This is a genomic window from Streptomyces sp. NPDC057307 (assembly GCF_042667665.1).
Lineage (GTDB): Bacteria > Actinomycetota > Actinomycetes > Streptomycetales > Streptomycetaceae > Streptomyces.
This window is the reverse complement of record NZ_JBHUZM010000025.1, coordinates 1-23135: the sequence shown is the minus strand read 5'-3', so window position 1 is coordinate 23135 and position 23135 is coordinate 1. Positions and strand designations below refer to the sequence as shown.

Below are 23135 nucleotides of genomic sequence, written 5' to 3'. Positions count from 1 at the left end.
TTGTGAGTCCCTTGTGGGCTCGGTGTGTTGCTCTGGGGAGGGCACTGTGAGGCGAGTCCTGGCATAAGTGGCTGGTCGACGCGCGCTCGATGAGCGCGACCGCCGTCACGTACGCCCTGCCAACGCTCACCGCCACCGGCGCCTACACGCTCACGGTCGACCCCAACACCCTGAAGACAGGCACGTACACCCTCGGACTGACCGCGGCCGCGGCCGCGGCCGTCGCCGGCGCGGACGCCTCCGACCGGTCGGCGGACGAACCGAAGACCGACTCCACGCCCTCCGCCGCCCGCGTCACGCCGAGCGGTCCGGACGCCTGGCAGCCGGACAAGGGCAACCTCGCCGGCTACGACTGGCTGACCCGGCGCGGCGACGCCCCCAAGGGCGCGGTCGCGCTCCGTGCCCCGCCCAAGACCACCGCCCTGACCGGCCGCGTCCTCAAGCTCGACGGCAAGCCGCTGGCGAAGGTCGCGGTGTCCGTCGGCAAGAAGTCGGCGAGGACGGACGCGCGCGGCAGGTTCCTGCTGAGCGGCATCGCCGACACCGCGACGACGCTGGTGGTCGACGGCGCGAGCGCGAACAACTCCAAGCGTCAGTACGGGCGTTACGACATCAAGATCACGCCGAAGACGGGCCGGACGGTCGATCTCGGCTTCCCGGTGTGGATGACGCCGCTGGACACGAAGAACACGGTGAGGTTCGCGGCTCCGGCGAAGGCCGACGTCGTCCTGAAGACGCCGAAGATCCCCGGGCTCGAAGTCCGTATCCCGAAGGGCTCGGTGGTCCGCGACGAGAAGGGGAAGCCGGTCACGGAGCTGGGCATCACGGCGATCCCGATCGACCGGCCGCCGTTCCCGCTGCCTTCGAGCGGCATCGTCCCGGTGTACTTCACCGTCCAGCCGGGTGGCACGTACGTCTTCCCCGAGGGCGCGCAGATCATCTACCCGAACTACACGCGTGAGGCCCCCGGGACCCGGGTCAAGTTCCAGGACTACGACCCGAAGAAGAAGGGCTGGTACGTCTACGGCCACGGCAAGGTGTCCGCGGACGGCCGCCAGGTCGTGCCCGACGAGAAGACCCGGGTGTGGGCCTTCCACGGCGCGATGTTCAACATCGCCGACCTCATCCCGTGGGAGGACACCTGGATCGAAGACGTCATCGACTGGCTGTCCGGCGACCCGGTCGAGCTGTCGACCGGCCTGCTCACCGACTCCCGTACGGACCTGGCGGTCGCCGGTTCGACCGCGTCGGCCGACGTCACGCGCACCTACTGGCAGGGCGACAAGGAGAAGCGGGCGTTCGGCATCGGCCGCGACCTCTCGTACAACGCCTTCCTGCACTCCGAGAAGCAGTGGGACGAAGTCGATCTGTATCTGCCGGGCGGCAGCAAGACCCACTTCACCCGCACCTCGTCCGGGAACGACTGGACCAACGCGGAGTTCGAACCGCTCGACACCTCGTCCGACTTCCAGGGCTCGAAGATCACCTGGAAGGGTTTCAACGGCGGTTGGGACCTCACCTTCCGCGACGGCACGGTATGGGTGTTCCCGCAGTACGCGGCGCTCAAGGAGATTCGCGACCGGCACGGGAACACCGTCAAGCTGACTCGTCGGGACGGCAGGAACGGCGAGATCACCCGCATCACCACGTCCGGCGGCCGGTGGATCTCGCTGGCCTACGACACCCAGCACCGCGTCAGTACGGCGAAGGACAACACCGGCCGCACCACCTCGTACGCCTATGACACCGCGGGCCGGCTGGAGACGGTGACGGACCCGGCGGGCAAGATCAGCCGGTACGAGTACGACGGCACGTCGAACCGGATCAGCAAGGCGATCGACGCCCGCGGCATCACGTACATGACGAACACGTTCTACGCGGACGGGCGGGTGAAGGAGCAGACCCTCACCGAGGGCGCGAAGTACACGTTCGCGTACACGCCGACGACCGGGAAGATCACGACGGCGAGCGTGACGCAGCCGGGTGGCTCGGTGCGACGGGTCGAGTTCGACGCGGCCGGATACGGCGTCAAGGACACCGAGGCATACGGAAACGCGCTCGCCCGCGAGACCCAGTACCAGCGAGGCCCGAAGCACCGGATCGACGCGGTGACCGACCCGTACGGCCGGCGTACGGAGTTGACGTACGACGCGAACGGCTACGTCACCCGCACGACGGAGCTGGCGGGAACGGCACAGGCACGCCAGTCCGGCACGGCCGTCTACAACGGCCCGTACGACCAACCCACCTCCGTCACCGACGCGTTGGGCAACACCACCGTCCTCGGGTACGACGAGTCGGGCGACCTGCGTACGGTCACAGACCCGGAGGACCGGCAGACCGACGTCACCTATACACCGGACGGTCAGATCAAGACGGTCACGGACGCGTCGGACGCGGTGACGGAGTACACCTACCGCCACGGCGAGTTGGTCTCCGCGAAGGACGCGGAGGGCCGTACCGGCGGCCAGTTCCTGGACGCGGCGGGCCGCCCGACGGTGGTGACGGACGAGGCGGGTTCGCGTACGGCGCTGACGTACGACGCGCTGAACCAGACGCGGAAGATCACCGACCCGCTGGGCCGGTCGACCGCCCTGGACTACGACGAGAACGGCAACCTCACAACGCTGACGGACGCCCGGCAGAACAGCACGAGCTGGGCGTACGACGACGCGGACCGCACGGAGTCGGTGACGGACCCGCTGGGCGCGCAGGCGCTGTTCGGCTACGACGCGGCGGGCCGGCTGACTAAGGCGACGAGCCGCTCGGGCCAGGTCGCGACCGCCGAGTACGACCTGCTGGGCCGGTCGAAGAACACCAAGTACGGGGTGAACGCGGCGGGTGTGGCCGAGTCGACGGCCACGTACGCGTACGACGCCGTGGACCTCCCGAAGACGATCACCGATACCCAGGCCGGCACGGAGACATTCGGCTACGACGTGTACGACCGGCTGAAGACGGTGACCGGCCCGACGGGGACGGTGGGTTACGACTACGACGCTGCGGACCGCCGCAAGGAGATGACGGCGGCCGGGACCACGACGGCCTACGGCTACGACACCTCCAGCGTCCTCACGTCGGTCACCTCGGGCCAGCAGGCGGTGACGTTCGGCCTCGACGCGGTGGGCCGGGAGAAGACGGCGACCCTGCCGGGCGGCATCACCCGTACGACGACGCTGGACAAGACGGGCGTGGTCTCGGCGATCGACTACGCCCGCGGGACCACCGCTGTCGGCGACCTCACCTACACCCGCGACACCCGGGGCCTCCAGACGGGCCTGACCGGCAGCCTGGCCTCCGTCGCGCTCCCGGCGGCGGAGACGGACGCGGTGTTCGGCAAGGACAACCGGGTCACGTCCTTGGGAGGCCGTTCGTTCACGTACGACGCGGACGGACAGCTGAAGTCGGACGGGAAGCGTACGTACGACTGGAACGCGCGGGGCCAGCTGTCGGGCGTGCAGTCGGCCACGGACGGTCCGGCCGGCCAGTTCACCTACGACCCGCTGGGCATCCGCAGCTCGAAGAAGCTGGGCGACACCACCCAGAAGTACCTGACCGACGGCTCGAACCCGCTGGTGGAACAGACCGGTTCGGGCACGACCTCGGCAACGGTGGCCACGTCGGGCCTGGACGAATACCTGACGCGTACGGAGAACGGTGCGACGCAGGTCTACCTGACGGACGCGCTGGGCACGGTGGTGGGCCTGGCGAACGCGGACGGCACGGTCGCGACGAGCTACACGTACGACCCGTACGGCCAGCCGACGACGTCCGGTTCGGCATCGACGAACCCGTACACCTTCACGGGCCGCGAGTCGGACGGCACGGGCCTGCTGTACTACCGCAACCGCTACTACGACCCCGAGTCCGGCCGTTTCATCTCCCAGGACCCGATCGGCTACGCGGGCGGCACGAACCTCTACCAGTACGCGCTCAGCTCCCCGACGACATACACGGACCCGTCGGGCAACAGCCCGATGCTGGCCGGCTGCGTGATCGGCGGCCTGGGAGAAGCGGGCCTGGACTGGCTGGGCCAACGCCTCTCGGGCCGGAAGGTCAACTGGGGGCAGGTCGGGACGTCGGCGGCGCTGGGATGCGCAGAAGGAATGCTCGGCGGCAAGTGGTTGTCCCGCGGGGGTTCCTGTCTGACTATCCCCAAGAACAGCTTCACGGCCGACACCCCGGTCCTTCTCGCGGACGGCACCCGCAAACCGATCAAGGACATCCAGATCGGCGACGAGGTCCAGGCCACCGACCCAGAAACGGGCGAATCAGGCCCGCGTCCGGTAACGGCTCTGATCAAGGGCGCGGGCGACAAACAATTGGTCGACATCACCCTGGCGGACGGCAAGACCAGCACCCTCACCGCCACTGACGGCCACCCCTTCTGGGTCCCCGCTCTCGGCCGCTGGATCGAAGCCGACGAACTCACCACCGGCCAATGGCTCCAGACCAGCACCGGCACCTGGGTCCAAATCACCGCCGTTACCCACCACACCAAGTCAACGACGGTCTACAACCTCACCGTTGACGACATCCACACCTACTATGTGGTGGCGGGCAGGACCCCGGTCCTGGTACACAATATAAATAGGCCGACCGGCTGCGGTCTGAATGGTGAGCCGATTTACGATATACCGGTTGGGTCGAGTGGAGGGGCAGGGGCGAGTAAAAGAATTCCCAGGAATATGCTCGCTGACTACAACATCGGAGTTAACAGAAATCCAAGTCTACCTACGCCGTTGTGTTCCTACTGCAGAACAAACCCAGCTCAAGCAGTGGATCATGTCCAGCCGCGTATTCGTGGAGGTGATCTGACCGACGCGAATACGACCCCCGCGTGCAAACGCTGCAATAGTTCAAAGAGTGACTACGGGGCTCCCTTGACTCCGCCGGCGAGCTACACTGGGCCGTGGCCGCCACCGCATTGGCCGCCCCACATCAAGAGGTAATCGCAATCTCTGTATGCCAACCCATCCGGCTCGTGGTGCCGGGTGGGTTGGCATTCGCCCCGGAGAGGTAGCCAATGAGCTCGCAAGTCAGCTTCATCGTTCATGATGAACCGGCCGTCAGGCCCGATCCGGCCTATATTGCGATGGTCGATCTGAGCCCTTTCGGGTTTCGCGATCAGATGGAGCAAATTTGGCTGCGCCCTCTGGGTGATGGGCGGTATGAAGTTTGCTGCCTGCCGTTCAGGGTTTACGGGCTAGCGATGGGGGACATTGTTTCACTGGACGTGGAGGCCAAAGTAATTAGTGAAGTTGTTCAAGCCTCTGGGAATCGCATATTTCGAATTTTCTTTCCCCCGTCAGCTCCTCCTGGTAGATTCCTTGCGGCGAAAGAGAGCGTGATTTCTGCTGTTCGCGATGTTGGCCTTAAGATGGAATGGAGCGGAGATCGCCATGTGGCGATCGATATCCCCTTGGGTGGATCCGTGGATCGGGTATGGGAGGTGGTTCGAGAATTGGAAGGTGTTGCGGTGTGGGAGTGGTCTGATGTGGAAGGATTTCGCACAGGTGCGCTTTAATTTGGTTTCTGGGGGCATTGACAGTCTCGGTGAGGTTCATTGAATGAGGAGCATGTTGTGCGGCGCAGGTCGTTGGTGGTTTCGGGGTCTGCGGTGGGTCTGGCTGTTTTGGGCGTGAGTGTGGTCTCTGGCTGTCCAGGAGGCCAGGCATCGGAGGAGGGCGGGACATCCGGTTCAAGCGAAGCCAGTGGTGCGGTGTTCGCACTGGGAGCGCAACAACCAGAAGGTCGGGTGGGGTTCGTTGTCCTTGATCGGGAGCGACCCAGTGGGGAAGCGGGGCGTGCGGTAGGGGCGTTCGTTGGGCAGGCGCGGTCGGCCGGTGGAGGCGACACTGTCGTGGGGTTTGGGTTGGGGGCGTCGTTGTTCGAGGGTGTAGAGGGTCGGTCGCCCCGGCAGTTGAAAGCGATGCCGTCCTTCGCCGGTGATCTGCTCGATCCCGCGCAGTCGCACGGCGGCCTCCTCGTGCGGGTCGCGGGGGAGAACGCCGACGCCGTGCGGAAAGCCGTGGAGAACGTCAAGTCTCGTGCCGTCAAGGCCGGTTGGGGCGTTCGTTGGGTCATCGACGGGTTTCGGGCGGAGAGTCGGGTCGAGGGTGGTCGGGCGCTTGCCCGTAACCCTTTTCACTTCACCGAGGGGTTCGGGAACCCGGAGACCGAGCGGGAGGTCGCCGACCGGGCCCTCGTCCGGGAGGGACAGGGGGAGCCGGAGTGGGCCGTCGGTGGGAGTTATCACGTCGTGCGCGTCATCCGGTTCGCCACCGAGTTGTGGGACAAGGACTCCGTGCCCGAGCAGGAGCGGATCATGGGGCGCCGGCGCGACGGGAAGTGGCTGGACGGGACGCCCACCGCCGAGGAGCCGAACTTCGCCGCCGATCCGAAGGGCCGGCGGACGCCGCTCGACTCGCACGTACGGCTCGCCGCCCCCGACCGCCGCAACCCACCCACGCTCGTGCGTCGCAGCTACAGCTACGACCGCGGCGACGGCGACACCGGCATCATCTTCAGCTGCTTCCAGCGGGACCTGGCCAAAGGGTTCGAGGCCGTCCAGAAGCGCTTGGAGGGCGAGGCGCTGGCGAAGTACGTTCTCACCACCGGCGGCGGCTACTTCTTCGTACCCCCACCCGGCGACGCCTGGATCGACGCCCTCGACTGAGCGGGGCCGCCGACCGCGAGCGCATCACGGACGCGGAGACCGCGCGGGCGGCCCTGGAGAAGATCGGGGGAGCGGGTCTGCGAGTTGGGGTTCGTCGTGTGCGAAGCCACGGCGTACAGCGTGCCCTTCCTGCTTGACCTCGCCGGCAGTCCGGACCCTCGGCATCCGGCCCGCAAGGCCGACGTCCTCGAACTGCTCCTCGCGGGCCTCCCCGTCACCTGACAGAGCAGGTTGGTTGGGAGACGGCGGCGCACGATGCCGTACGGGCCGGGCGGTCCCTGATCGAAGGGCTCGCCGCGTCCTGCGAGCCATGGACCGGGAACCGTAACCCGTAACCCGTCTCATTCGTCCTGCAGGCGTTCCCCCGCGTACCCCGCCACCACGCCCACCACCAGCACCGCGTTGGACATCAGGATGCCCTCGGCCTCCAGGTCCTGCCACTGCATCACCATGTTCAGCGCCTGCGCGGCCACCCCGACCGTGAAGACCGCCAGCGCGTGCTGGAGCGTCGAGTCGCGGAACGGCTCGCGGTGGAACCGGCCCGCCGCCCACGTGGCCAGGGCTATGCACACCGCGTTGGGGAGGTGGATCAGCATCAGTCTGCCGTTGAAGGTCTCCAGGTTCTCCGTGGTGGCCAGGTGATCGTTGACCAACGTGGTCTGCAGGTACTCCGTCAGGAGCAGGACGACGATGCCGGCCGCCCAGGCGCGCGCGAGTGCGAACACCGCCGCTCCGCGCCCCTCCTCCCGCTGGACGGACGCCCCCGGGTAGCCGTACCTCGTCATCGCCAACCGCCTCCATCAGTGCTTGTGCGTGTCGGTCCGGGGGCGGGAACCTGAATCCCGCCCTCTCGGACCACCGTTCGAACCACGGTTCAGATCACCGTGAAAAGAAGAACCGCCGCGAAGCCGACCGCCGCCAGCCCGCAGCCGGCCACCAGCAACCCGTACTGCACCACCGGCGACCAGTTGCCGCGGCCGGCCACCGTCGCCGTGCGCTCCGGAGCCGCCGGGTCGTACGTCACCGTCACCACGTCGCCGACCCGCATCGACCGGCTCGACAGATCCTCGAACTCGATCTGGCGGCCGTCCGGCGTACGGAACGCGAAGAAGTGCTGCCGTGCGTCCGAGCGGTTGTACGGCTCCTGCTCGATACGTACGCAAGTGCCCTCTGCCCGAATGCCCGCTCGCAGTGCCCGATTCACGCCCGAAAGGCGACGCGCGTAGTGCGTTGCCAACCAGCCGAAAAGCAGAATCATGCCGCCGAAGAAAAGGTAATCGCCGCCCGGAACATCCATTGTGGACCGCCTAATTGACCGTGATCGAGTCGATGATTTTCTGCAGGTCGCCCTTGCTGAGTTTTCCCTTGACCGCGTCGATCCGTACGGCGTACGTCTTGTCGCCGGCGTCGAGGCCCGCGATGATCACGCCGTCGACCCGCGTGCCGGCCTTCGGGTCCAGTGCCCCTCCCGGGGTCCCCGCCCCGGAGTCGGTGCCTGAATCCTTCTGGGTGAATTGGAAGTTGACCCGCCGGGCCTCTTCGTCGCCGTCCGGGCCGGCGACCTGGATCTCCTCCTGCCTCCCGAGCGTCGAGCCGAGCGCGACCCCGGCCTCGGCGCCGATCGCCGCCTCCTCCACCGAGTCGGCGTCCGTGAAGTCGACCTGCACGGTGATCATGCCGATGGTCCCGCTCTCGTCGGAGAGCGTCGCGGCGGCCGCGTTGTACTTGCTGCGCTCACCCGCGCTCTGCGCCTCGAACGCCGCCGGGTGCGCCACCGTGACCGCCGGGGTCTTGAGCGTGCCCCAGCCCTCCGGCACCGCGCCGCTCTCCGCCTCCGAGCCGCACCCGGCCAGGAGCAGGAGCAGGAGCGCCGCGAGCCCCGCGAGCGGAGCCGATACGGGCGCCGATACGGGCGCCGATACGGGCGCAGATACGGACGCGGTCGAGGTCGCCGACGCCGTCGAGGTCGGATCAGTCGCCCGTCCGGTCCGCCTGGCCATCGTCGTCCCTCTCGTCTTCTTCCTGCTGCTCATGGCGTGTGTGCTCCTGTCCCCGGGATCAGTTCGCACAGTAGCTGTACGGGACATAACTGCGGTTCTCCCCCTTCGGCGCACCCAGGAACTGCGCGTCGTTGAGGTTCTCCTCCTTCTTCTCGGTGGAGACCGAGAAGCCGAAGCTCAGCCCCAGGTTCAGCTCGAACCCGTACTCCGCCGCCTCGGTCTGGCCGGTGTACGTGTTCTTGCTGGAGAGGCCCTCGTCGAAGAGGAGCTGACCGAACGGGTCGTCGTTGCCCGGCCGCTTCGTCGGCGCGTGGTCGTCAAACATGTAGGCGAACGGTGCTCCGTTGTCACCGCTGCCGTCGAGCCATTTCTGGGCGATCGCGCGCTGCTCGGCACCCTCGGCGCCGGGCTTGAGGACGACGGAGTTGGTGACGACCTCGATACCGGTCTCGTTGTCCGTGCCCTTGGCGCTGCCGCTGCCGCCCCGCTTGTCGTCGTCCTTCTTGCCGTTGTCGCCGCCGACCGAGACACCGTCCTTCGTGGCGCCCTTCTCGACGGTGCGTGTCATGTCGATGCGCAGCAGCTCACCGGTCGTCTTGTCGTGGCTGACGGTGATGGTGCCGGTCTGCGTCGTGGTCGCACTCGACTCGCCGCTGATGGGCCCGGCCTCGTAGCCGACCTTGCCCGTGTACTCGATGGCGGCGCTGTACGTGTACGACTTGAGATTCCGGTAGTTGTTGTCGGTCCACGTCACCTCGGGCGAGAACTTGAAGCTGCCGCCGAGCGTCGCGCTGAGCTTCTTCTCGTCGCCCGCCGACAGCTTCATACCGCCGGCGGCGCTGGCCTCCAGGCCCACCTTGCCGTAGCTGATGTGCCGGTTGCCGAGCTTCTCGTCGATGCGCTTGCGGAGCTGCTCCTCCTCGTACATCGGACCGCTGTTGAAGAAGTAGGCGATGCTGTTGCCGAGCCCGCCACCACGCGAGTTGGCGTGCCGGTTGGCCAGCTCGTACGTCTTCAGGTCCTCGATGTCGTCGCGGAACTTGGCCGCGTCCTCCTCGCTGTCGAAGACCCAGGTGTCCCCGTTGGTCACCTTGATCCCGGCACCGAGTTCGACCTTGTCCGAGCCGAACTTCCCGACCTTGGCGCCCGGCTTCCAGTCCTTCTTGGCGGCGACGGACGCGGCGTCGGTGAAGGTCATCATCACCTGCTGGTCCTTGTCGTCGACCTTGCCGTCCTTGTTGACGTCGTTCTTGGACTGGAAGGTCTGCTGCTGGAAGCCGTACTCCTCGCCCCACTCGATGAACAGCAACTTGCCCTTGGCGCCCGCCTTGTCGCTGATCGAGGAGATCTGGCAGAGCGGCGGCTCGTAGTCGGCGTCGGTCTTGGGGGCGGACTGGTTCGGCTTGCCGCCGCCGGGGTCGCACGGTCCGAACGTGACCAGGCACTTCAACTGGTCGGCGATGGTCCCGTCCACACCGGTGCCGACCATCGCTCCCGCGATGGCCGCGACGACCACGATCACGCCCACGTACTCGGTGGCGGAGGTTCCGCGGTCGCCCCCTGGACGGCGGTTCCGCGGCCTGCCGTACGGCCCGTCCTGTGGTCGGCCCTGTGGTCGTCCTCGTACCAGTTCCCGTCTCATCCGACCGTCCCCCTCGGTGACCGCAACTTTTCGCGTATACGGAATCGAATCGGAGCGTACGGACGGGCCGGACCCGGTGGCGTGGGTCCGTGGACCCAACCCGGACCCAAAGCCCACCAGTTACTGGTGGGAGCATCCGGCGTCGGCTACTTTCGACTTCAAATGAAACATGGGTTAACGCCTGACTGCTTCGCCCGATTTTGGTGGTGCCTACGAAGTGAGCGCAGTACCACTGACATCGGTGAGGTGTTCTCTGTGCCCTAAGTCGTGGATAAAGTGCTGAGCAGTAGTCGAAGGACTTCGACAACGACTGCTGAGCAGGACCGCCAACCACGACTGTCGAACACCGAGCGACAGGACCCAGCAGGAGAGAGAACGGCGGCCGTCGGAACTCCGGCGGCCGAGCTGAACGGGGATCCAGGTGTCAACCGCCATAGCAGTCACAAGTCACGACCTGGTGCTGCCTCCCACCGACCAGCAGACGCCCACGGCGGCCCTGCTGCAGGCGCCCGATGCCCAGCCTCTGGAGGCTGCGCTCGCGGACATGCAGGTCCTGGTGGAGCAGCAGGGTTATGTCGTCGCTGTCTACCCCGCCTCCATCCCGGTGGCGCACGAACAGCGGCTGCACACTGTCCGGTCTGTCCTGGAGAGCGACCGTATCGCCCTTCTCAAGCTGGACCTCCCGCCGCTCGGGCTCGCCGTACTCGTCCGGCAGCTACGGCAGTTGTCCATCTGTGACTTCAGCGCCGGCGTCGTCGCGTCGGCCGCCCGGCTGCTCTCCCACTACATCCACGCGGGCGCCCTCCTCAACTCGGTCACCAAACTCGACCGTGTCCCGGTCAGCCTCAAGTCGCACGCCAAGTCCTGGGTGCCGGGCTCGCAGTTCGGTGTCCTCGCCAACCCCGATCCCCAGTTGATCAAGATCGGCAACGGCGAGCTGACCGGCCCCGAGTTCGGCACGCAACTGCTCGTCGGCAAGGGGCAGTTGCAGTCGGACTGGGTGACCGCGACACTGGCGCCGGCCTGGAAGGTGCAGGGGGTGCAGGAGATGGGACTCCTCGCGGATTCTCCACGCTGGTGGGGAACGTCCAAGATGATCGAATTCGCCGCGTTCCTGCCGGATATCTCCGTTCTTTACCAGCTGGTTTCATCCGTACGGCGAGAGGTGTGTTCCTGGTGCGGTCTCGAACTCATCGGTGATCGTTGCGGATTCTGTTCCGCACCGCTCTCCCCGACCGAGAACCAAACGCACGGTTCAGGTGTCCTGAACCAGGGAACGGCCACCCGCCACGGGTCGTAACCCGCCTGCCAGGCGGTTCGTACGGGCCGGGGGCGGCGGGCGCCGCCGTACGACAACCGCTCTCCCCGTCTCCGTAGCCACCCCGTCACTCCCCGTCCTACGCCCCCGTCCCACGTCTTCGTCCCACGTCTTCGAACGAGGTTGTCCCGCTCATGAATTCACGGCAACGCCGCGGCATCATTCTCCTTCTCCTCTCCGTCCTCTGCGCCTTCGGCGCCTTCGCCGGCGTGCTCTCGGTGATCAGCGACGTGAATTCGAAGGTCGGACCCGAGGTGCCCGCGTACCGGCTGAAGGCGGACGTCGCTCCGTACACGGCGCTCGAAGAGGGGCAGTTCGAGAAGATAGAGATGCCCAAGCGCTGGCTGTCCGACAACGCGGTCACCGACCTCGCCGTCGTCAACGGCAAGATCGCGGTCACCCAGCTCAAGAAGGGGTCGCTGCTCCAGGACGACATGATCGTCAAGCGGCCCGCCCTCGCCAACGACGAGCAGGAGATCGCGATCATGATCGATGCCGCGACCGGCGTCGCGGGCAAGATCAACGCGGGTGACCTCGTCAACATCTTCGCCACCTTCTCCGCCGAGAGCGAGGGCGACAACGCACAGTCCCGGATCATCGTGCCCAACGCCAAGGTCATCGACGTCGGTTCGCTGACGCCGCTGGAGCCCAAGGAGGACGACCGGGGCAGCAGCACCGGTCCCCGTTCGGCCGTGCCGATCACCTTCGCCCTGAAGACCAAGGACGCCCAGCGGGTCGCCTACGCCGAGTCCTTCGCACAGCACGTACGCCTCGCCCTGCTTCCCGACGACAGCCCCACCACGCTGCGCCCCGGGGAGAGCACCTACACCCTCGAAGGGGACAAGTGAGGGACGAATGACGACCAGAATCCTTCCGGTCGTCGGCGATGCCGACGCCGCAAGATCCATCACCACCCTGCTCAGCCAGCTCCCGGACGCGGAGCCGGCCGGGCCGGTCGGTGACTCGACCTCGCTGATCGACACCCTGGCCAGGCTGGCCGCGGAGTCGATCGACGAACTGCCGGAAGTCGTTCTGGTCCATGAGCGGATCGGTCCCGTCCCAGCTCTCGAGCTGATCCGGGAGGTAGCCCTCCGCTTCCCCGCGGTCGGGGTCATTCTGGTCACCGCCGACGCGAGCCCCGGCCTCTTCTCGGCCGCCATGGACTCGGGCGCGCGTGGACTGGTCGGTCTTCCCCTCTCGTACGAGGAACTCGCCCAGCGCGTCCAGGCCGCGGCCGGCTGGTCCGTGGGCGTACGGCGCCACCTCGGCCACGGCGGCGACGTGTTCACCGGCCCCGGCGGCACCGTCGTCACGGTGAGCGGGGCGAAGGGCGGTGTCGGTACGACGGTGGCCGCCGTCCAGCTCGCCCTCGCCGCCAAGGCGTCGGGCATGACGGTGGCGCTCGCCGACCTGGACCTCCAGGCCGGCGACGTCGCCTCCTACCTGGACGTGCAGTTCCGCCGCTCGATCGTGGACCTCGCGACCATCCAGGACATCTCGCCCCGCGTGCTCCAGGACGCGGTGTTCACCCACCACACCGGCATCGGGCTGCTGCTCGCGCCGGGGGACGGGGAGCGGGGCGAGGAGATAAACGACCGGTCCGTACGCCAGATCGTCAGCGCCCTGCGCAACCGCTACGAGGTCGTGATCGTCGACTGCGGCACACAGACGACGAGCGCGAACGCGGCGGCGATCGAGATGGCCGACACCACCCTGCTGCTGACCACGCCCGACGTGGTGGCGGTGCGGGCGGCCAAGCGCATGGTCAAGCTCTGGGACCGGCTGCAGATCCGCAAGGCCGAGGAGACGACGATCGTGGTGAACCGCTACATGCGGAACACCGAGATCCAGCCGCCCCTCATCGAGAAGATCACCAGCACCAAGGTGTCGCGGATCGTCATCCCGGCGAACTTCAAGGAGCTGCACGCGGTGGTCGACGCGGGCCGGATGCAGGACCTGGACTCCAAGTCGACGGTGAAACAGGCGCTCTGGGGGCTCGCCGGCGAGCTGGGACTGGTGAAAACTCCCGAAGGCGCGGAGAAACAGGGGAAGTTCAAGGGAGACCGGGGCTCGGTCGGAGTGCGACGCGGACGATCGAAGTGATGACCGCAGGACGGCAGGGCCAACGAGACCAGGGGGCGCGTTGAACCATGAGCAATCCAGCAACAGACGCACTGAGCGAGGGCGGAGCGGTGACCGGGACATACGGTGACGTGTCGCGGCACCGCGAGAGCCCGCGCCGGACAGGGATGCGCGACGACCGCGGCCAGACCGCCGTCGAGTTCACCGGCCTGGTCCCGATCATCCTGGCCACGGCGATCCTGCTCTGGCAGGCCGCGCTCGTCGGCTACACCTTCTCCCTCGCGGGCAACGCGGCGGACGAGGCGGTACGCGCGGCGACCGTGGCGCTTCCCGGCACCCGACTGGCCGAGTGCACGGCCGCCGTGAACGAGGACCTTCCGGAGGCGTGGGACATAGGGGAGATCCACTGCTGGGCGGACGACGACGTGGTCAAGGCAGAGGTCCAGCTCGAGATTCCGGTCCTCTTCCCGGGCTTCAACGTCGACGTCGAAGTCACCGGTGACGCCGTCGCGGTGAGGGAGAGCTGAAACATGGTGAACCTAATGCTCCGTGACAGGCGCTCCGCACCCGGCGACAGGCACGGCGAACGGCTTGGCGAACGGCTTGGCGACAAGCAGGGCGAACGGCTTGGCGGCGGGCACAGCGAACGGCTTGGCGACGGGCACGGTGACAGCCGTGACAAGGGCCAAGCCTCGATCGAGTTCGCAGGTGTCCTCTTCCTCCTGCTCATCGCCGGCCTGGCGGCGATACAACTGGGCCTGGCCGCCTACTCGGTCCAGCAGGCAGGTACGGCGTCCCGTGCGGCGGCCCGCGCGGCCTCGCAGTACGACGGGGGCTGGGAGCAGGTCGGAGAGTCCTCGATGAGCGACTGGCTGGCCAACGACACGACGTTCGACCGTGACCCGGGCTTCGACGACGTCAAGGTCACCGCCGAGGTGCAGATCCCGTCGATCTTCCCGGCACTGTTCGACCTCGGCACCGCCAAGAGGGACACCACCATGCCCATGGACTGACGCACGACCGGCCGGTCCCTTACCCGGATCCGCGGAGACAGCGGAGACAGCACGCACCACCCAAGCACCACACCAGCAGCACCTGGGAGTTGAGGACATGAGCCTGAGGGCGCGCATCAGCAGCCCCGAGCCGACCAACGGACGCAGCGAAGAGAGCCTGCTCGTCGGCGTCTACCGGGCCAAGCTCCTCGAAGAGATCGACCTCGCGGAGATGTCCGCCCTCGCCGCCGCCGAGCGCCGGGCACGGCTCGAACGGGTGCTGGGCCACATCATCAGCCGCGAGGGCCCCGTGCTCTCCTCCGGCGAACGCTCCCAGCTCATCCGCCGCGTCGTGGACGAAGCCCTCGGCCTCGGCATCCTGGAACCCCTGCTCGAAGACGCCTCCATCAGCGAAATCATGGTGAACGGCCACGAGCAGGTCTTCGTGGAACGAGGCGGCCGGCTGGAGATGCTGCCGATGCGGTTCGCCTCCAACGAGCAGCTGATGCAGACCATCGAGCGCATCGTCTCCACCGTCAACCGCCGCGTGGACGAGGCGAATCCGATGGTGGACGCGCGACTCCCGTCCGGCGAGCGTGTCAACGTCATCATCCCGCCGCTCTCCCTGAGCGGCCCCATCCTCACCATCCGTCGCTTCCCGCGCGCGTTCACCCTGCCGGAGATGATCGGACTGGGCTCGCTCGACGAGCAGATGATGATGCTCCTGTCCGGTCTGGTCAGGGCGAAGTTCAATGTGATCGTCTCCGGCGCCACCGGTACCGGCAAGACCACACTCCTGAACGCCCTGTCCGGGCTGATCCCGGACGGCGAGCGCATCGTCACCATCGAGGACTCCGCCGAACTCCAGCTCCAGCAGAAGCATGTGATCACGCTGGAGACCCGCCCCTCGAACGTGGAGGGCAAGGGCCAGGTCACCATTCGTGACCTCGTCCGCAACTCCCTGCGTATGCGCCCCGACCGCATCATCGTCGGTGAGGTCCGTGGCGGTGAGACGCTCGACATGCTCCAGGCGATGTCCACCGGTCACGACGGCTCGCTCGCGACCGTCCACGCCAACAGCGCCGAGGACGCGCTGATGCGACTGCAGACCCTGGCCTCCATGTCGGAGGTCGAGATCCCCTTCGTGGCGATCAAGGACCAGATCAACAGCGCCGTCGATGTGATCGTCCAGCTGACCAGGCACGCCGACGGCTCCCGACGCGTCACCGAGATCGCCATCGTCGACTCGCACGGCCGCGAGGAGTACCGGATCGTGTCGGTCTGCCGCTATCTCGCCCAGCCCATGGCCGCCGACGGCCGGATCCCGGGCCACTTCGAGTACTACCCGATTCCCCGCCGGATCGCCGAGCGGCTCTACATGAAGAGCGAACCCATTCCCCCGGCCTTCGGCGTCGCACAGTCCGAGGAAGAACTCGCCCTCCGTAAGACAGCGGCCTGATGTCCGCCCCCGACGCCCGTCCCTGCCCGCCGCCCACCCAGAAGGTCCCCGCACGACATGGATAATCTTCCGCTCCTGACGGTTGGCATCACACTGCTGACGTGTGTGCTCGCCGTCATCGGCGTGCACGTCTACTCGTCGGGCAAGGCCCAACGCGAGGCGCTCGTCGAGCGAATGTCCCACACGGGACAGATAACGACAGTCGGTCGAAACCGCCGGTTCAGAGGGCTCGACCGTCGCCTGCGCCAGACCGGCATCGGCAAACGGATCGAGCGCAAGATCGCGGTGACCGGCCTCGATCTCACACCGGGCGAGTACTTCGTGTACGTGGTGGCCGGTCTGCTCGGCCTCTACTTCATCATCGGGGCCATCTTCGCCTCGTTCTTCGGGGTGCTGGCGGCACTGGCCGGCCTGTGGGGCGGCAACGCGTTCCTGAACTGGCAGCGGGTCAAGCGGACCGAAGCCTTCATCAACCAGCTGCCCGAGCTGACGCGTGTGCTCGCCAACGCCACACAGGCCGGGCTCGCCATGCGTACCGCCCTGGTGATGGCGTCCGAGGAACTGGACGACCCCGCGGGTGAGGAACTGCGCAGGGTCGCCGACCAACTGGCGGTCGGCCACACACTGGACGACGCGCTCGGCGAACTCGCGGACCGTCTGCCCTCCCGCGAACTGGTCGTGCTCGTGACCACGCTGGTGCTTTCGAGCCGGGCCGGTGGACAGGTCGTGACCTCGTTGCGAAATCTCACCGAGACGCTGGAGGAGCGCAAGGAGACACGGCGAGAGGTGAAGACCGTGCTCTCGCAGATTCAGGTCACCGCGCTCGCGGTGCCCATGATCGGTCTCGGCTTCCTGCTGCTCATCAACAACATGACTCCCGGAGCGCTGGACAAGATGACCGGGGCCACGATCGGCCAGGTCGGCACGATCGTCGCGTTCGCTCTGTACGCGGTCGGATATCTCGCCATCCGGCGAATGTCCCGGATCCAGGTCTGAGAGGGGGAGACGAGACATGGGACTTCTACTCGCCGCCGTCATCGGCCTCGCCGTGTACGGCGCCTTCCAAGGCGTTCGGCTGTACCGCGCCGACGCCAAGCTCCCCGGCGACCTGGCCGTGGCCCTGGAGATCGGCGCCAGCCGTACCACCGCCGTGGGCTCCGGCATCGACCGGCTGGGCATCCGCTACGCCCCGTCCGTGCTGCGGATGATGGGACCCAAGCGCGTCGACGCGCTGCGCCGCCGCCTCGACATGGCGGGCAACCCCGGCGGTATGACCGTCGACCGGTACGCGGCCCGGCGCGCGGTCTACGGATTCCTCGGCGGCTTCGCCTGCTTCGCCCTGGTGATCCGTGGTCAGGTGCCCCTCGGGATCTTCGCCCTGGTCTACGGCTTCTTCTGGACCGACGTCATCATCCGCGCCGCCATACGCAAGCGCCGTGACGACATCGAACGTACGCTGCCGGACTTCCTGGACGTCCTGGCTGTCGTCGTCTCGGCCGGCCTCGGGTTCCGGCAGGCCCTGGACCGTGTCGCGGAGAAGTACAAGGGACCCTGGTCCGACGAACTGCGCATCACACTGCGCCAGATGGACATGGGTGTGAGCCGTCGGGACGCGTTCGAGCATCTGCGCAAGCGCAACGACTCCGACCAGGTCTCGATGTTCGTCACCGCCCTTCAGCAAGGTGAGGAACTGGGCGCGCCCATCGTCGACACGCTGATCCAGATCGCCAACGACATGCGGCGGACCGACTCGCAGAACGCGCGTCGCAACGCGGCGAAGGCCGTGCCCAAGACGACTCTCGTGGTCACGATGGTCATGCTCCCGGCGACCATGATTCTCATTGTCCTCAGCTTCTACTACGGTTCCGGAGTCGACTTCGGAAACATTCTCGGCTGATCGGACGATGGCCGGCCGAAGCGCAGCAGCCCAACGACATCCGAGCGGGAGGTGAGTCCCCATGACCCCGAGATTCGCAGTACTCACGGGCGGTATCAGCAGCGAACCACCCGGTTCAACCACCACCGCGCCTGATCATGTGCCGTCACTGCCGATTCAGGTCAACGCTCTCCAGGCGCTGTGCCGGCAGGTCTTCGGTTTCCGGCTGGCGATGATCGCGCTCGCGTCTCCCTTCGCACTGGAACGCACCGCGGCCGGCCTCGCCACCTGGCTCGTCGCCTCCGCGGTCATCGTCACGTTCATGGTGTCGTACCTGCTGTTCCGTGACTGGGAGCGCTTCGGGCCCGTGCTGCTGCGGCACCCCGTACTCCTCGCCGCGGACACCCTGTTCGGGTCGCTCCTCCTGGTCACGGCCTCCCCGGACTCCACGCTCGCCTACGTCACCATCTGCACGCCGCTGCTGGCGGGACTCGTCTACGGCTGGCGTGGAGCCACGTTCTTCGCGGTGCTCCAATCGCTGATCATCGGCGCGGCGTACGTGGTGAACTCCGAGGTCGACGCGGCGTTCTCGGCCCTGCTGCTTCCCGGTCTGTGCGTCATCGCCGGCGCCGTCGGCAGCACCCTGCGCAACCTCATCCTCGGCTTCGGCACCGCCAGCCAGGCGCTCACCGAGGCCCGCGCCCGGCTCGCCGTCACCGGCGCGGTCGAGGAGGAACGGGCCCGGCTCGCCCGAGAGATGCACGACTCGGTGGCCAAGACCCTGCACGGTCTGGCGATGGCCGCCGACGGACTCGCCAGCACGGCCGACCGCATGGACCCGCTCACCGTCAAGCATCAGGCGGAACTCGTCGCGCGCTCGGCCCGCCGCGCCGCCGCAGAGTCCCGCGAACTCCTCTCCGACCTGCGCCGGGAGTCCGGCCTCGACGGCGGGGTCGACGTCGTCGCCGAACTCCGCTCACGCACGGAGGACTTCACCCGGCGCCACGGTGTCCAGGCGGCCTTCCGGCAGCTCGGCGAGACGGCGATGCCGCCCATACCGCACGCTGTCGCCAGGCACGCCCTGACCATCGCCACCGAGGCCATGGAGAACGCGAAACGGCACGCACACCCGACGTACGTCGATGTATCGGCGGGCGTGGTCCGCGACGTGCTGCGCATCAGCGTGTACGACGACGGCCGGGGCCTGCCGGAGGGCACCTCGCTCGAAGACCTCAGGCGGGCGGGCCACTTCGGTCTCGTCGGCATGGTGGAGCGCGCGGCGTCGATCGGGGCCCGTATCCGTATCGGCAGAGGCCGGGCGGCGAAGGGCACAGAGGTACGGCTGGAACTCTCACTCACGGCCCTGGGACTGCCCCAGGGCCGTCCTCCGCAACAGCACCCGGCACCACTTCTGAACTGAACCCGACCCCAGAAGCTCCACCCCAGAAGCTCCACCCCAGAACCTCCGTCCCAGAACGTCCGTCCCGGAACAGCAACCCGCCCACCGTCCCCACCCATGAGAGGAGGCCGCAGCCATGCCGGACGACATCTCCCGGAGTTCCGGGCAGCACTGGACGCAGCAGTCGCACGTATCGCAGCACTCGTCCTCGCACGCCACACCGCTCAGCTCGGAGCACACCGCCGGAGTCCCCACGTCAGCACCGCCCGCGGCATCCGGAGGATTCCCCGACCTGCCTGGGCCGATGCCCGCGGCGCCGGCGCTGCGCGTCGTGATCGCCGACGACAATCCGGTCGTACGGGCGGGACTGACCGTCCTGCTGTCCGGCCGTGACGACATCGAGGTCGCCGCGGAGGCCGCCGACGGCCGCCAGGCGTACGAACAGACCGTGCAACACCACCCGGACGTCGTCCTGTTGGACGTCCGGATGCCGGGAGTCGACGGGATCTCCGCCCTGCCGCACCTGGTGCGGCTCGCCCCGGTCCTGATGATGACGTACAGCCGCGAGAGCGAGATCGTCCATGAGGCGTTGCGGCTGGGCGCGGGCGGCTATCTCGTCCACGGTGAGTTCACGGCCGACCAACTGGTGGCCGCCGTGCGGGACATCAAGCAGGGCAGGGCCCACTTCACCCACTCCGCCTCCAGCGCGCTGCTGGCGAGCGTGCGGGGCGGCGGCGGGGCGGATCCGGGCGCCGGAGCGCTCCCCGAGGGGCTGGGTACGGCGTTCACCGGTCCCGGCTACCAGCCGGCCCAGCCGAGCCATTCGTCTGCAAACGCACATGCCGGTCATGGGCATCCTCCGTACGTCCCACCTGCTGGTCGTCAAGCGACACCAGGTGAACGTGAGTTGAACCCGCAACGTTTTGCACAGCCATCTTCGCTTTCGCAATCGAATATGGCACACTCACCCCATGGGCAGACAGCCCCGGGGATGCCTCGGGCGTCGGGAACCTCGGAGGGGCTCTACTCCGAGCTGAGCCAGCGGGAGGTGGAGATCATGGACCTGATCGCGTCAGGGATGACCAATCAGCAGATCGCCGCCGCCTGCTTCATCAGCCAGAAGACCGTGAAGAACCACATCAACCGCATCTTTGCCAAACTGAATGCCGGTAGCCGCGGCGAGGCGATCGCCTTCTGGCACGGTGTCGCACGAGGGGGGTCGGCCGGTCGTGACTGAGCGCGCCGAGGGCCGGACGGCCCGTGAATTCGCCGGGAGGGACCGGTCTGTTGGCCGGACCGGGCGTTGGGTCTTGAAGCCCATACCAGAGGGTGTCGTGCCGTCGTATATTTCTCATGTCGCCAGCGGGACCGGCCAGGAGGAAGCCGGAAGCGCGGGTGGTGTCCGAGACTTGTACGAGTCGGCCGGTTGCCGGTCGGCCGACATCAAAGGGGAAGCTCATGTCGAACGTCACGCTGAGAGCCGCCACCAACGCCAGACTCTCCGTCGGGACCTGGGTGAACACGGCTGTCGCGGCGATGAGGCGTCGGAGCGACAAGGGTCAGGGCGCGGTCGAGTATGTGGGTGTGATCGTGCTGGTGGCGCTGATCATCGCGGCGATCGTGGGCTCGGACGTGGACGACACGATCGCCGACGGTCTCACCAGCACGGTCGGCGAGATCCTCGGCGGTGGTGGCGGCGAGTAGCCGACTCCCGCGAGACGGGGCAGGCCGCTCCCATCTACATCACGATGGTGGCGGGCCTGCTCTTTCTCGCGCTCGCGTTCTTCGCGGTGGGCCAGGCGGGCGCCACACGTAACGGTGCCCAGTCCGGGGCCGACGCCGCGGCTCTGGCGGCGGCACAGGAATCCCGCGACCGTTTCGCGGAGGAGCTCCTGGCGAATTTCTTCACCCCCGGCTATCTGGGCGGCGTCTTCAACGGCAATTCGGTCGGCCCCTTCTTCGGTTGTGCGGCGGCTGATGACCTCGCCGACAAGAACGGCGTCGATGTGAAGCCGAATGGGTGCACCACCCCGGCCAACGGCGCCTGGGGTGTCAAGGTCGATGTCAGAACCCAGAAGCCCATGGGCGACAACATCCTGCCCGGCACTGAGGACAAGAAGGCCGAGGCCACGGCCACGGCGGTCATCGTCCCTCGTTGTGAGTTCAAGCCGGCGGAGGAAGACGAGAACCCCGAAGAGGATCCCGAGCCCGGCGACGGGGACGAGGAAGAGGGCGAGGAAGAGCCTTCCCTGCCCGGTGAACTCGTCTGCAATGGCAGGGGTCTGGATCTGAACCCGAAGAATCTGGTGCTGCCGGACATGTCTGTCCTGTTCTCCGTCCGACTGGCCGAGGACTGACCGCGAGTGAACGCAAAGGATCAACACTGATGAATATGCGGCATGGAACGAAAGCCCGTAGGGCAGCGGGGTGCGTCCTCGCGGCCGTGGCGCTGACCGTGTCCTTGACGGCCTGTGGCGGCAGTGACGACGGCGGGAAGGACGACGCCGACAACGCCTCGTCCTCCACCCCGGCCAAGGACGGGGCGAAGGACGACGGCGGGAACACGGTGCCGGACACCAGCCAGACGCTGGCGACGATCAACGGCAGCAACGGATTCCAGTTCACCATCCACACCGCCGCCCGTGACGAGGGCGGTTTTCTGACGGTGACCGGCACTATCAAGAACACCAGTGGGGACAGGCAGTCGACCCCGAGTGCCTGGAGCGGTCGGGAGAGTCAGGTCAGGCGAACCGGTAAGTCGTTGGCCGGGGTCACGCTCGTGGACAAGGCGGAGAAGAAGCGCTACTACGTGTTGCGTGACACGGAAGGCAATCCGCTGACCACCATGGGAATCAGCGGTATGGACGACGGCGCCACCGAGAACTTCTTCGCCCAGTTCCCGGCTCCGCCGGACGGCACTTCCCAGGTCGACTTCCAGATTCCGCTGATGCCCACCGCGACGATTGAGATCTCCTGATGCGTGGATTCATGTCGCGCACGCGCGGGCCCGCCGCACGGCCGGCGGCGACGGCGATCGCCGCGGCCGTCCTGTTCACCAGCGTGCAGTTCACCATGTCGGGGAACGCGTCCGCGGACGAGGCCCCCAGCACGCCACCGGGCACGGAGTCGACAGCACCGCCACCGGAGGTGGACGGCAACGCCTCCGGCCTCAAGATCCGCGACGGTGCCACGCTCGCCCCCGCGAAGGTGCTGCCCATCATCTCGGTCGTCGAGTCGGAGGGCGGAGAAGAGCGTCGCGAGGAGACGAGCGAAACCCTGAAGTTCGCGCTTCAGGCCGAGGTCCTCTTCGGCAAGGACAGCGCGAAGTTGTCCAGCGCCGCGACCTCCCGTATCGCCGCTGTGGCGGCGGAGATCGAGAAGCACGGCGCCAAGAAGGTCCGGGTTTTCGGCTTCACCGACAACCTCGGCTCCTCCGCGCACGGAGACGTGCTCTCCAAGCAGCGCGCCGACGCTGTGCACGGCGTGCTGGAGAAGGAACTGACAGCCACCGACATCACATTCGAGATCCGGGGCTACGGCGAGCAGTACCCGATCGCGGAGAACAGCAACGAAGAGGGCCGTAAGAAGAACCGTCGCGTGGAGATCTCCTTCCCCCGCGGTGAGACCGACACCTCCCAGAACTGATCCATCGCACGCCACGGCGCTGCCCCGGCCGTCCGTACCAAGG

Annotated in this window: 21 protein-coding genes and 1 pseudogene; 18 read left to right on the top strand and 4 right to left on the bottom strand. The window is 67.3% G+C overall.

The features are described 5' to 3' along the window. The first annotated feature begins 89 nt into the window (after nucleotides 1-89). The 4 genes from ACFUN8_RS12535 (at nucleotide 90) to ACFUN8_RS12520 (ending at nucleotide 6901) form a co-directional block, all read left to right on the top strand. On the top strand, nucleotides 90-4952 hold the full coding sequence (locus ACFUN8_RS12535) for an RHS repeat-associated core domain-containing protein (protein ID WP_383635017.1): 4863 nt from the start codon (nucleotides 90-92) through the stop codon (nucleotides 4950-4952). A 74-nt stretch (nucleotides 4953-5026) separates the two neighbouring features. Beyond that, nucleotides 5027-5527: a DUF4265 domain-containing protein gene (locus tag ACFUN8_RS12530; protein ID WP_383635015.1), complete on the top strand. Its 501-nt coding sequence runs from the start codon at nucleotides 5027-5029 to the stop codon at nucleotides 5525-5527. A 195-nt stretch (nucleotides 5528-5722) separates the two neighbouring features. Continuing rightward, entirely contained in the window at nucleotides 5723-6679 is a 957-nt protein-coding gene (locus ACFUN8_RS12525; protein WP_383635099.1) for a Dyp-type peroxidase, read from the top strand. 96 nt (nucleotides 6680-6775) lie between these two features. Continuing rightward, nucleotides 6776-6901 (top strand): hypothetical protein, encoded by a 126-nt coding sequence (locus ACFUN8_RS12520; protein ID WP_383635013.1) that lies wholly within the window; start codon nucleotides 6776-6778, stop codon nucleotides 6899-6901. Between the two features lie 119 nt (nucleotides 6902-7020). Here the strand turns inward: ACFUN8_RS12520 and ACFUN8_RS12515 are convergent, their stop codons facing one another. The 4 genes from ACFUN8_RS12515 to ACFUN8_RS12500 all read right to left on the bottom strand — a co-directional run bounded on the left by ACFUN8_RS12515 (nucleotide 7021) and on the right by ACFUN8_RS12500 (nucleotide 10201). Next, nucleotides 7021-7464 (bottom strand): hypothetical protein, encoded by a 444-nt coding sequence (locus ACFUN8_RS12515; RefSeq protein WP_383635011.1) that lies wholly within the window; start codon nucleotides 7462-7464, stop codon nucleotides 7021-7023. A gap of 89 nt (nucleotides 7465-7553) precedes the next feature. After that, nucleotides 7554-7976, bottom strand: coding sequence for a DUF3592 domain-containing protein (locus ACFUN8_RS12510; RefSeq protein WP_383635010.1), 423 nt, complete (start codon nucleotides 7974-7976; stop codon nucleotides 7554-7556). 10 nt (nucleotides 7977-7986) lie between these two features. After that, entirely contained in the window at nucleotides 7987-8712 is a 726-nt protein-coding gene (locus tag ACFUN8_RS12505) for a hypothetical protein (RefSeq protein ID WP_383635008.1), read from the bottom strand. Nucleotides 8713-8737: 25 nt separating this feature from the next. Then, a complete protein-coding gene (locus ACFUN8_RS12500; protein WP_383635006.1) occupies nucleotides 8738-10201 on the bottom strand; it encodes a hypothetical protein in 1464 nt (487 codons plus the stop codon). Between the two features lie 541 nt (nucleotides 10202-10742). On the opposite strand from ACFUN8_RS12500, the gene ACFUN8_RS12495 reads away from it, so the two are divergent. The 14 genes and pseudogenes from ACFUN8_RS12495 to ACFUN8_RS12430 all read left to right on the top strand — a co-directional run bounded on the left by ACFUN8_RS12495 (nucleotide 10743) and on the right by ACFUN8_RS12430 (nucleotide 23092). Next, nucleotides 10743-11621 carry a hypothetical protein gene (locus ACFUN8_RS12495; protein WP_383635004.1) on the top strand — a complete coding sequence of 293 codons (879 nt, stop codon included), beginning with the start codon at nucleotides 10743-10745 and terminating at the stop codon, nucleotides 11619-11621. A 152-nt stretch (nucleotides 11622-11773) separates the two neighbouring features. Further along, nucleotides 11774-12487, top strand: a complete 714-nt coding sequence (cpaB, locus tag ACFUN8_RS12490) for a Flp pilus assembly protein CpaB (RefSeq protein WP_383635002.1) — start codon at nucleotides 11774-11776, stop codon at nucleotides 12485-12487. Between the two features lie 7 nt (nucleotides 12488-12494). Further along, nucleotides 12495-13742, top strand: a complete 1248-nt coding sequence (locus ACFUN8_RS12485) for a CpaE family protein (RefSeq protein ID WP_383635000.1) — start codon at nucleotides 12495-12497, stop codon at nucleotides 13740-13742. Between the two features lie 47 nt (nucleotides 13743-13789). Then, on the top strand, nucleotides 13790-14248 hold the full coding sequence (locus ACFUN8_RS12480) for a TadE family protein (protein WP_383634998.1): 459 nt from the start codon (nucleotides 13790-13792) through the stop codon (nucleotides 14246-14248). A 3-nt stretch (nucleotides 14249-14251) separates the two neighbouring features. Then, complete coding sequence (locus ACFUN8_RS12475) at nucleotides 14252-14734, top strand: TadE family protein (protein WP_383634996.1); 483 nt, start codon at nucleotides 14252-14254, stop codon at nucleotides 14732-14734. A 97-nt stretch (nucleotides 14735-14831) separates the two neighbouring features. Next, the gene (locus ACFUN8_RS12470; protein WP_383634994.1) at nucleotides 14832-16172 is read left to right on the top strand and encodes a CpaF family protein; all 1341 of its coding nucleotides are present in this window, start codon (nucleotides 14832-14834) and stop codon (nucleotides 16170-16172) included. A gap of 57 nt (nucleotides 16173-16229) precedes the next feature. Next, entirely contained in the window at nucleotides 16230-17168 is a 939-nt protein-coding gene (locus ACFUN8_RS12465) for a type II secretion system F family protein (protein WP_383634992.1), read from the top strand. Between the two features lie 16 nt (nucleotides 17169-17184). Then, entirely contained in the window at nucleotides 17185-18069 is an 885-nt protein-coding gene (locus ACFUN8_RS12460) for a DUF5936 domain-containing protein (protein WP_383634990.1), read from the top strand. Between the two features lie 61 nt (nucleotides 18070-18130). Continuing rightward, nucleotides 18131-19468, top strand: a complete 1338-nt coding sequence (locus ACFUN8_RS12455) for a sensor histidine kinase (RefSeq protein WP_383634988.1) — start codon at nucleotides 18131-18133, stop codon at nucleotides 19466-19468. A 115-nt stretch (nucleotides 19469-19583) separates the two neighbouring features. Beyond that, on the top strand, nucleotides 19584-20684 hold the full coding sequence (locus tag ACFUN8_RS12450) for a response regulator (protein WP_383634986.1): 1101 nt from the start codon (nucleotides 19584-19586) through the stop codon (nucleotides 20682-20684). Between the two features lie 221 nt (nucleotides 20685-20905). Beyond that, complete coding sequence (locus tag ACFUN8_RS12445) at nucleotides 20906-21151, top strand: hypothetical protein (protein ID WP_383635096.1); 246 nt, start codon at nucleotides 20906-20908, stop codon at nucleotides 21149-21151. A 29-nt stretch (nucleotides 21152-21180) separates the two neighbouring features. Continuing rightward, nucleotides 21181-21804 (top strand): annotated as a pseudogene (locus ACFUN8_RS12440) (pilus assembly protein TadG-related protein); the annotation flags it as partial. A gap of 29 nt (nucleotides 21805-21833) precedes the next feature. After that, nucleotides 21834-22424, top strand: coding sequence for a hypothetical protein (locus ACFUN8_RS12435; protein WP_383634984.1), 591 nt, complete (start codon nucleotides 21834-21836; stop codon nucleotides 22422-22424). 11 nt (nucleotides 22425-22435) lie between these two features. Beyond that, entirely contained in the window at nucleotides 22436-23092 is a 657-nt protein-coding gene (locus ACFUN8_RS12430) for an OmpA family protein (RefSeq protein ID WP_383634982.1), read from the top strand. The last annotated feature ends 43 nt before the right edge of the window (nucleotides 23093-23135 follow it).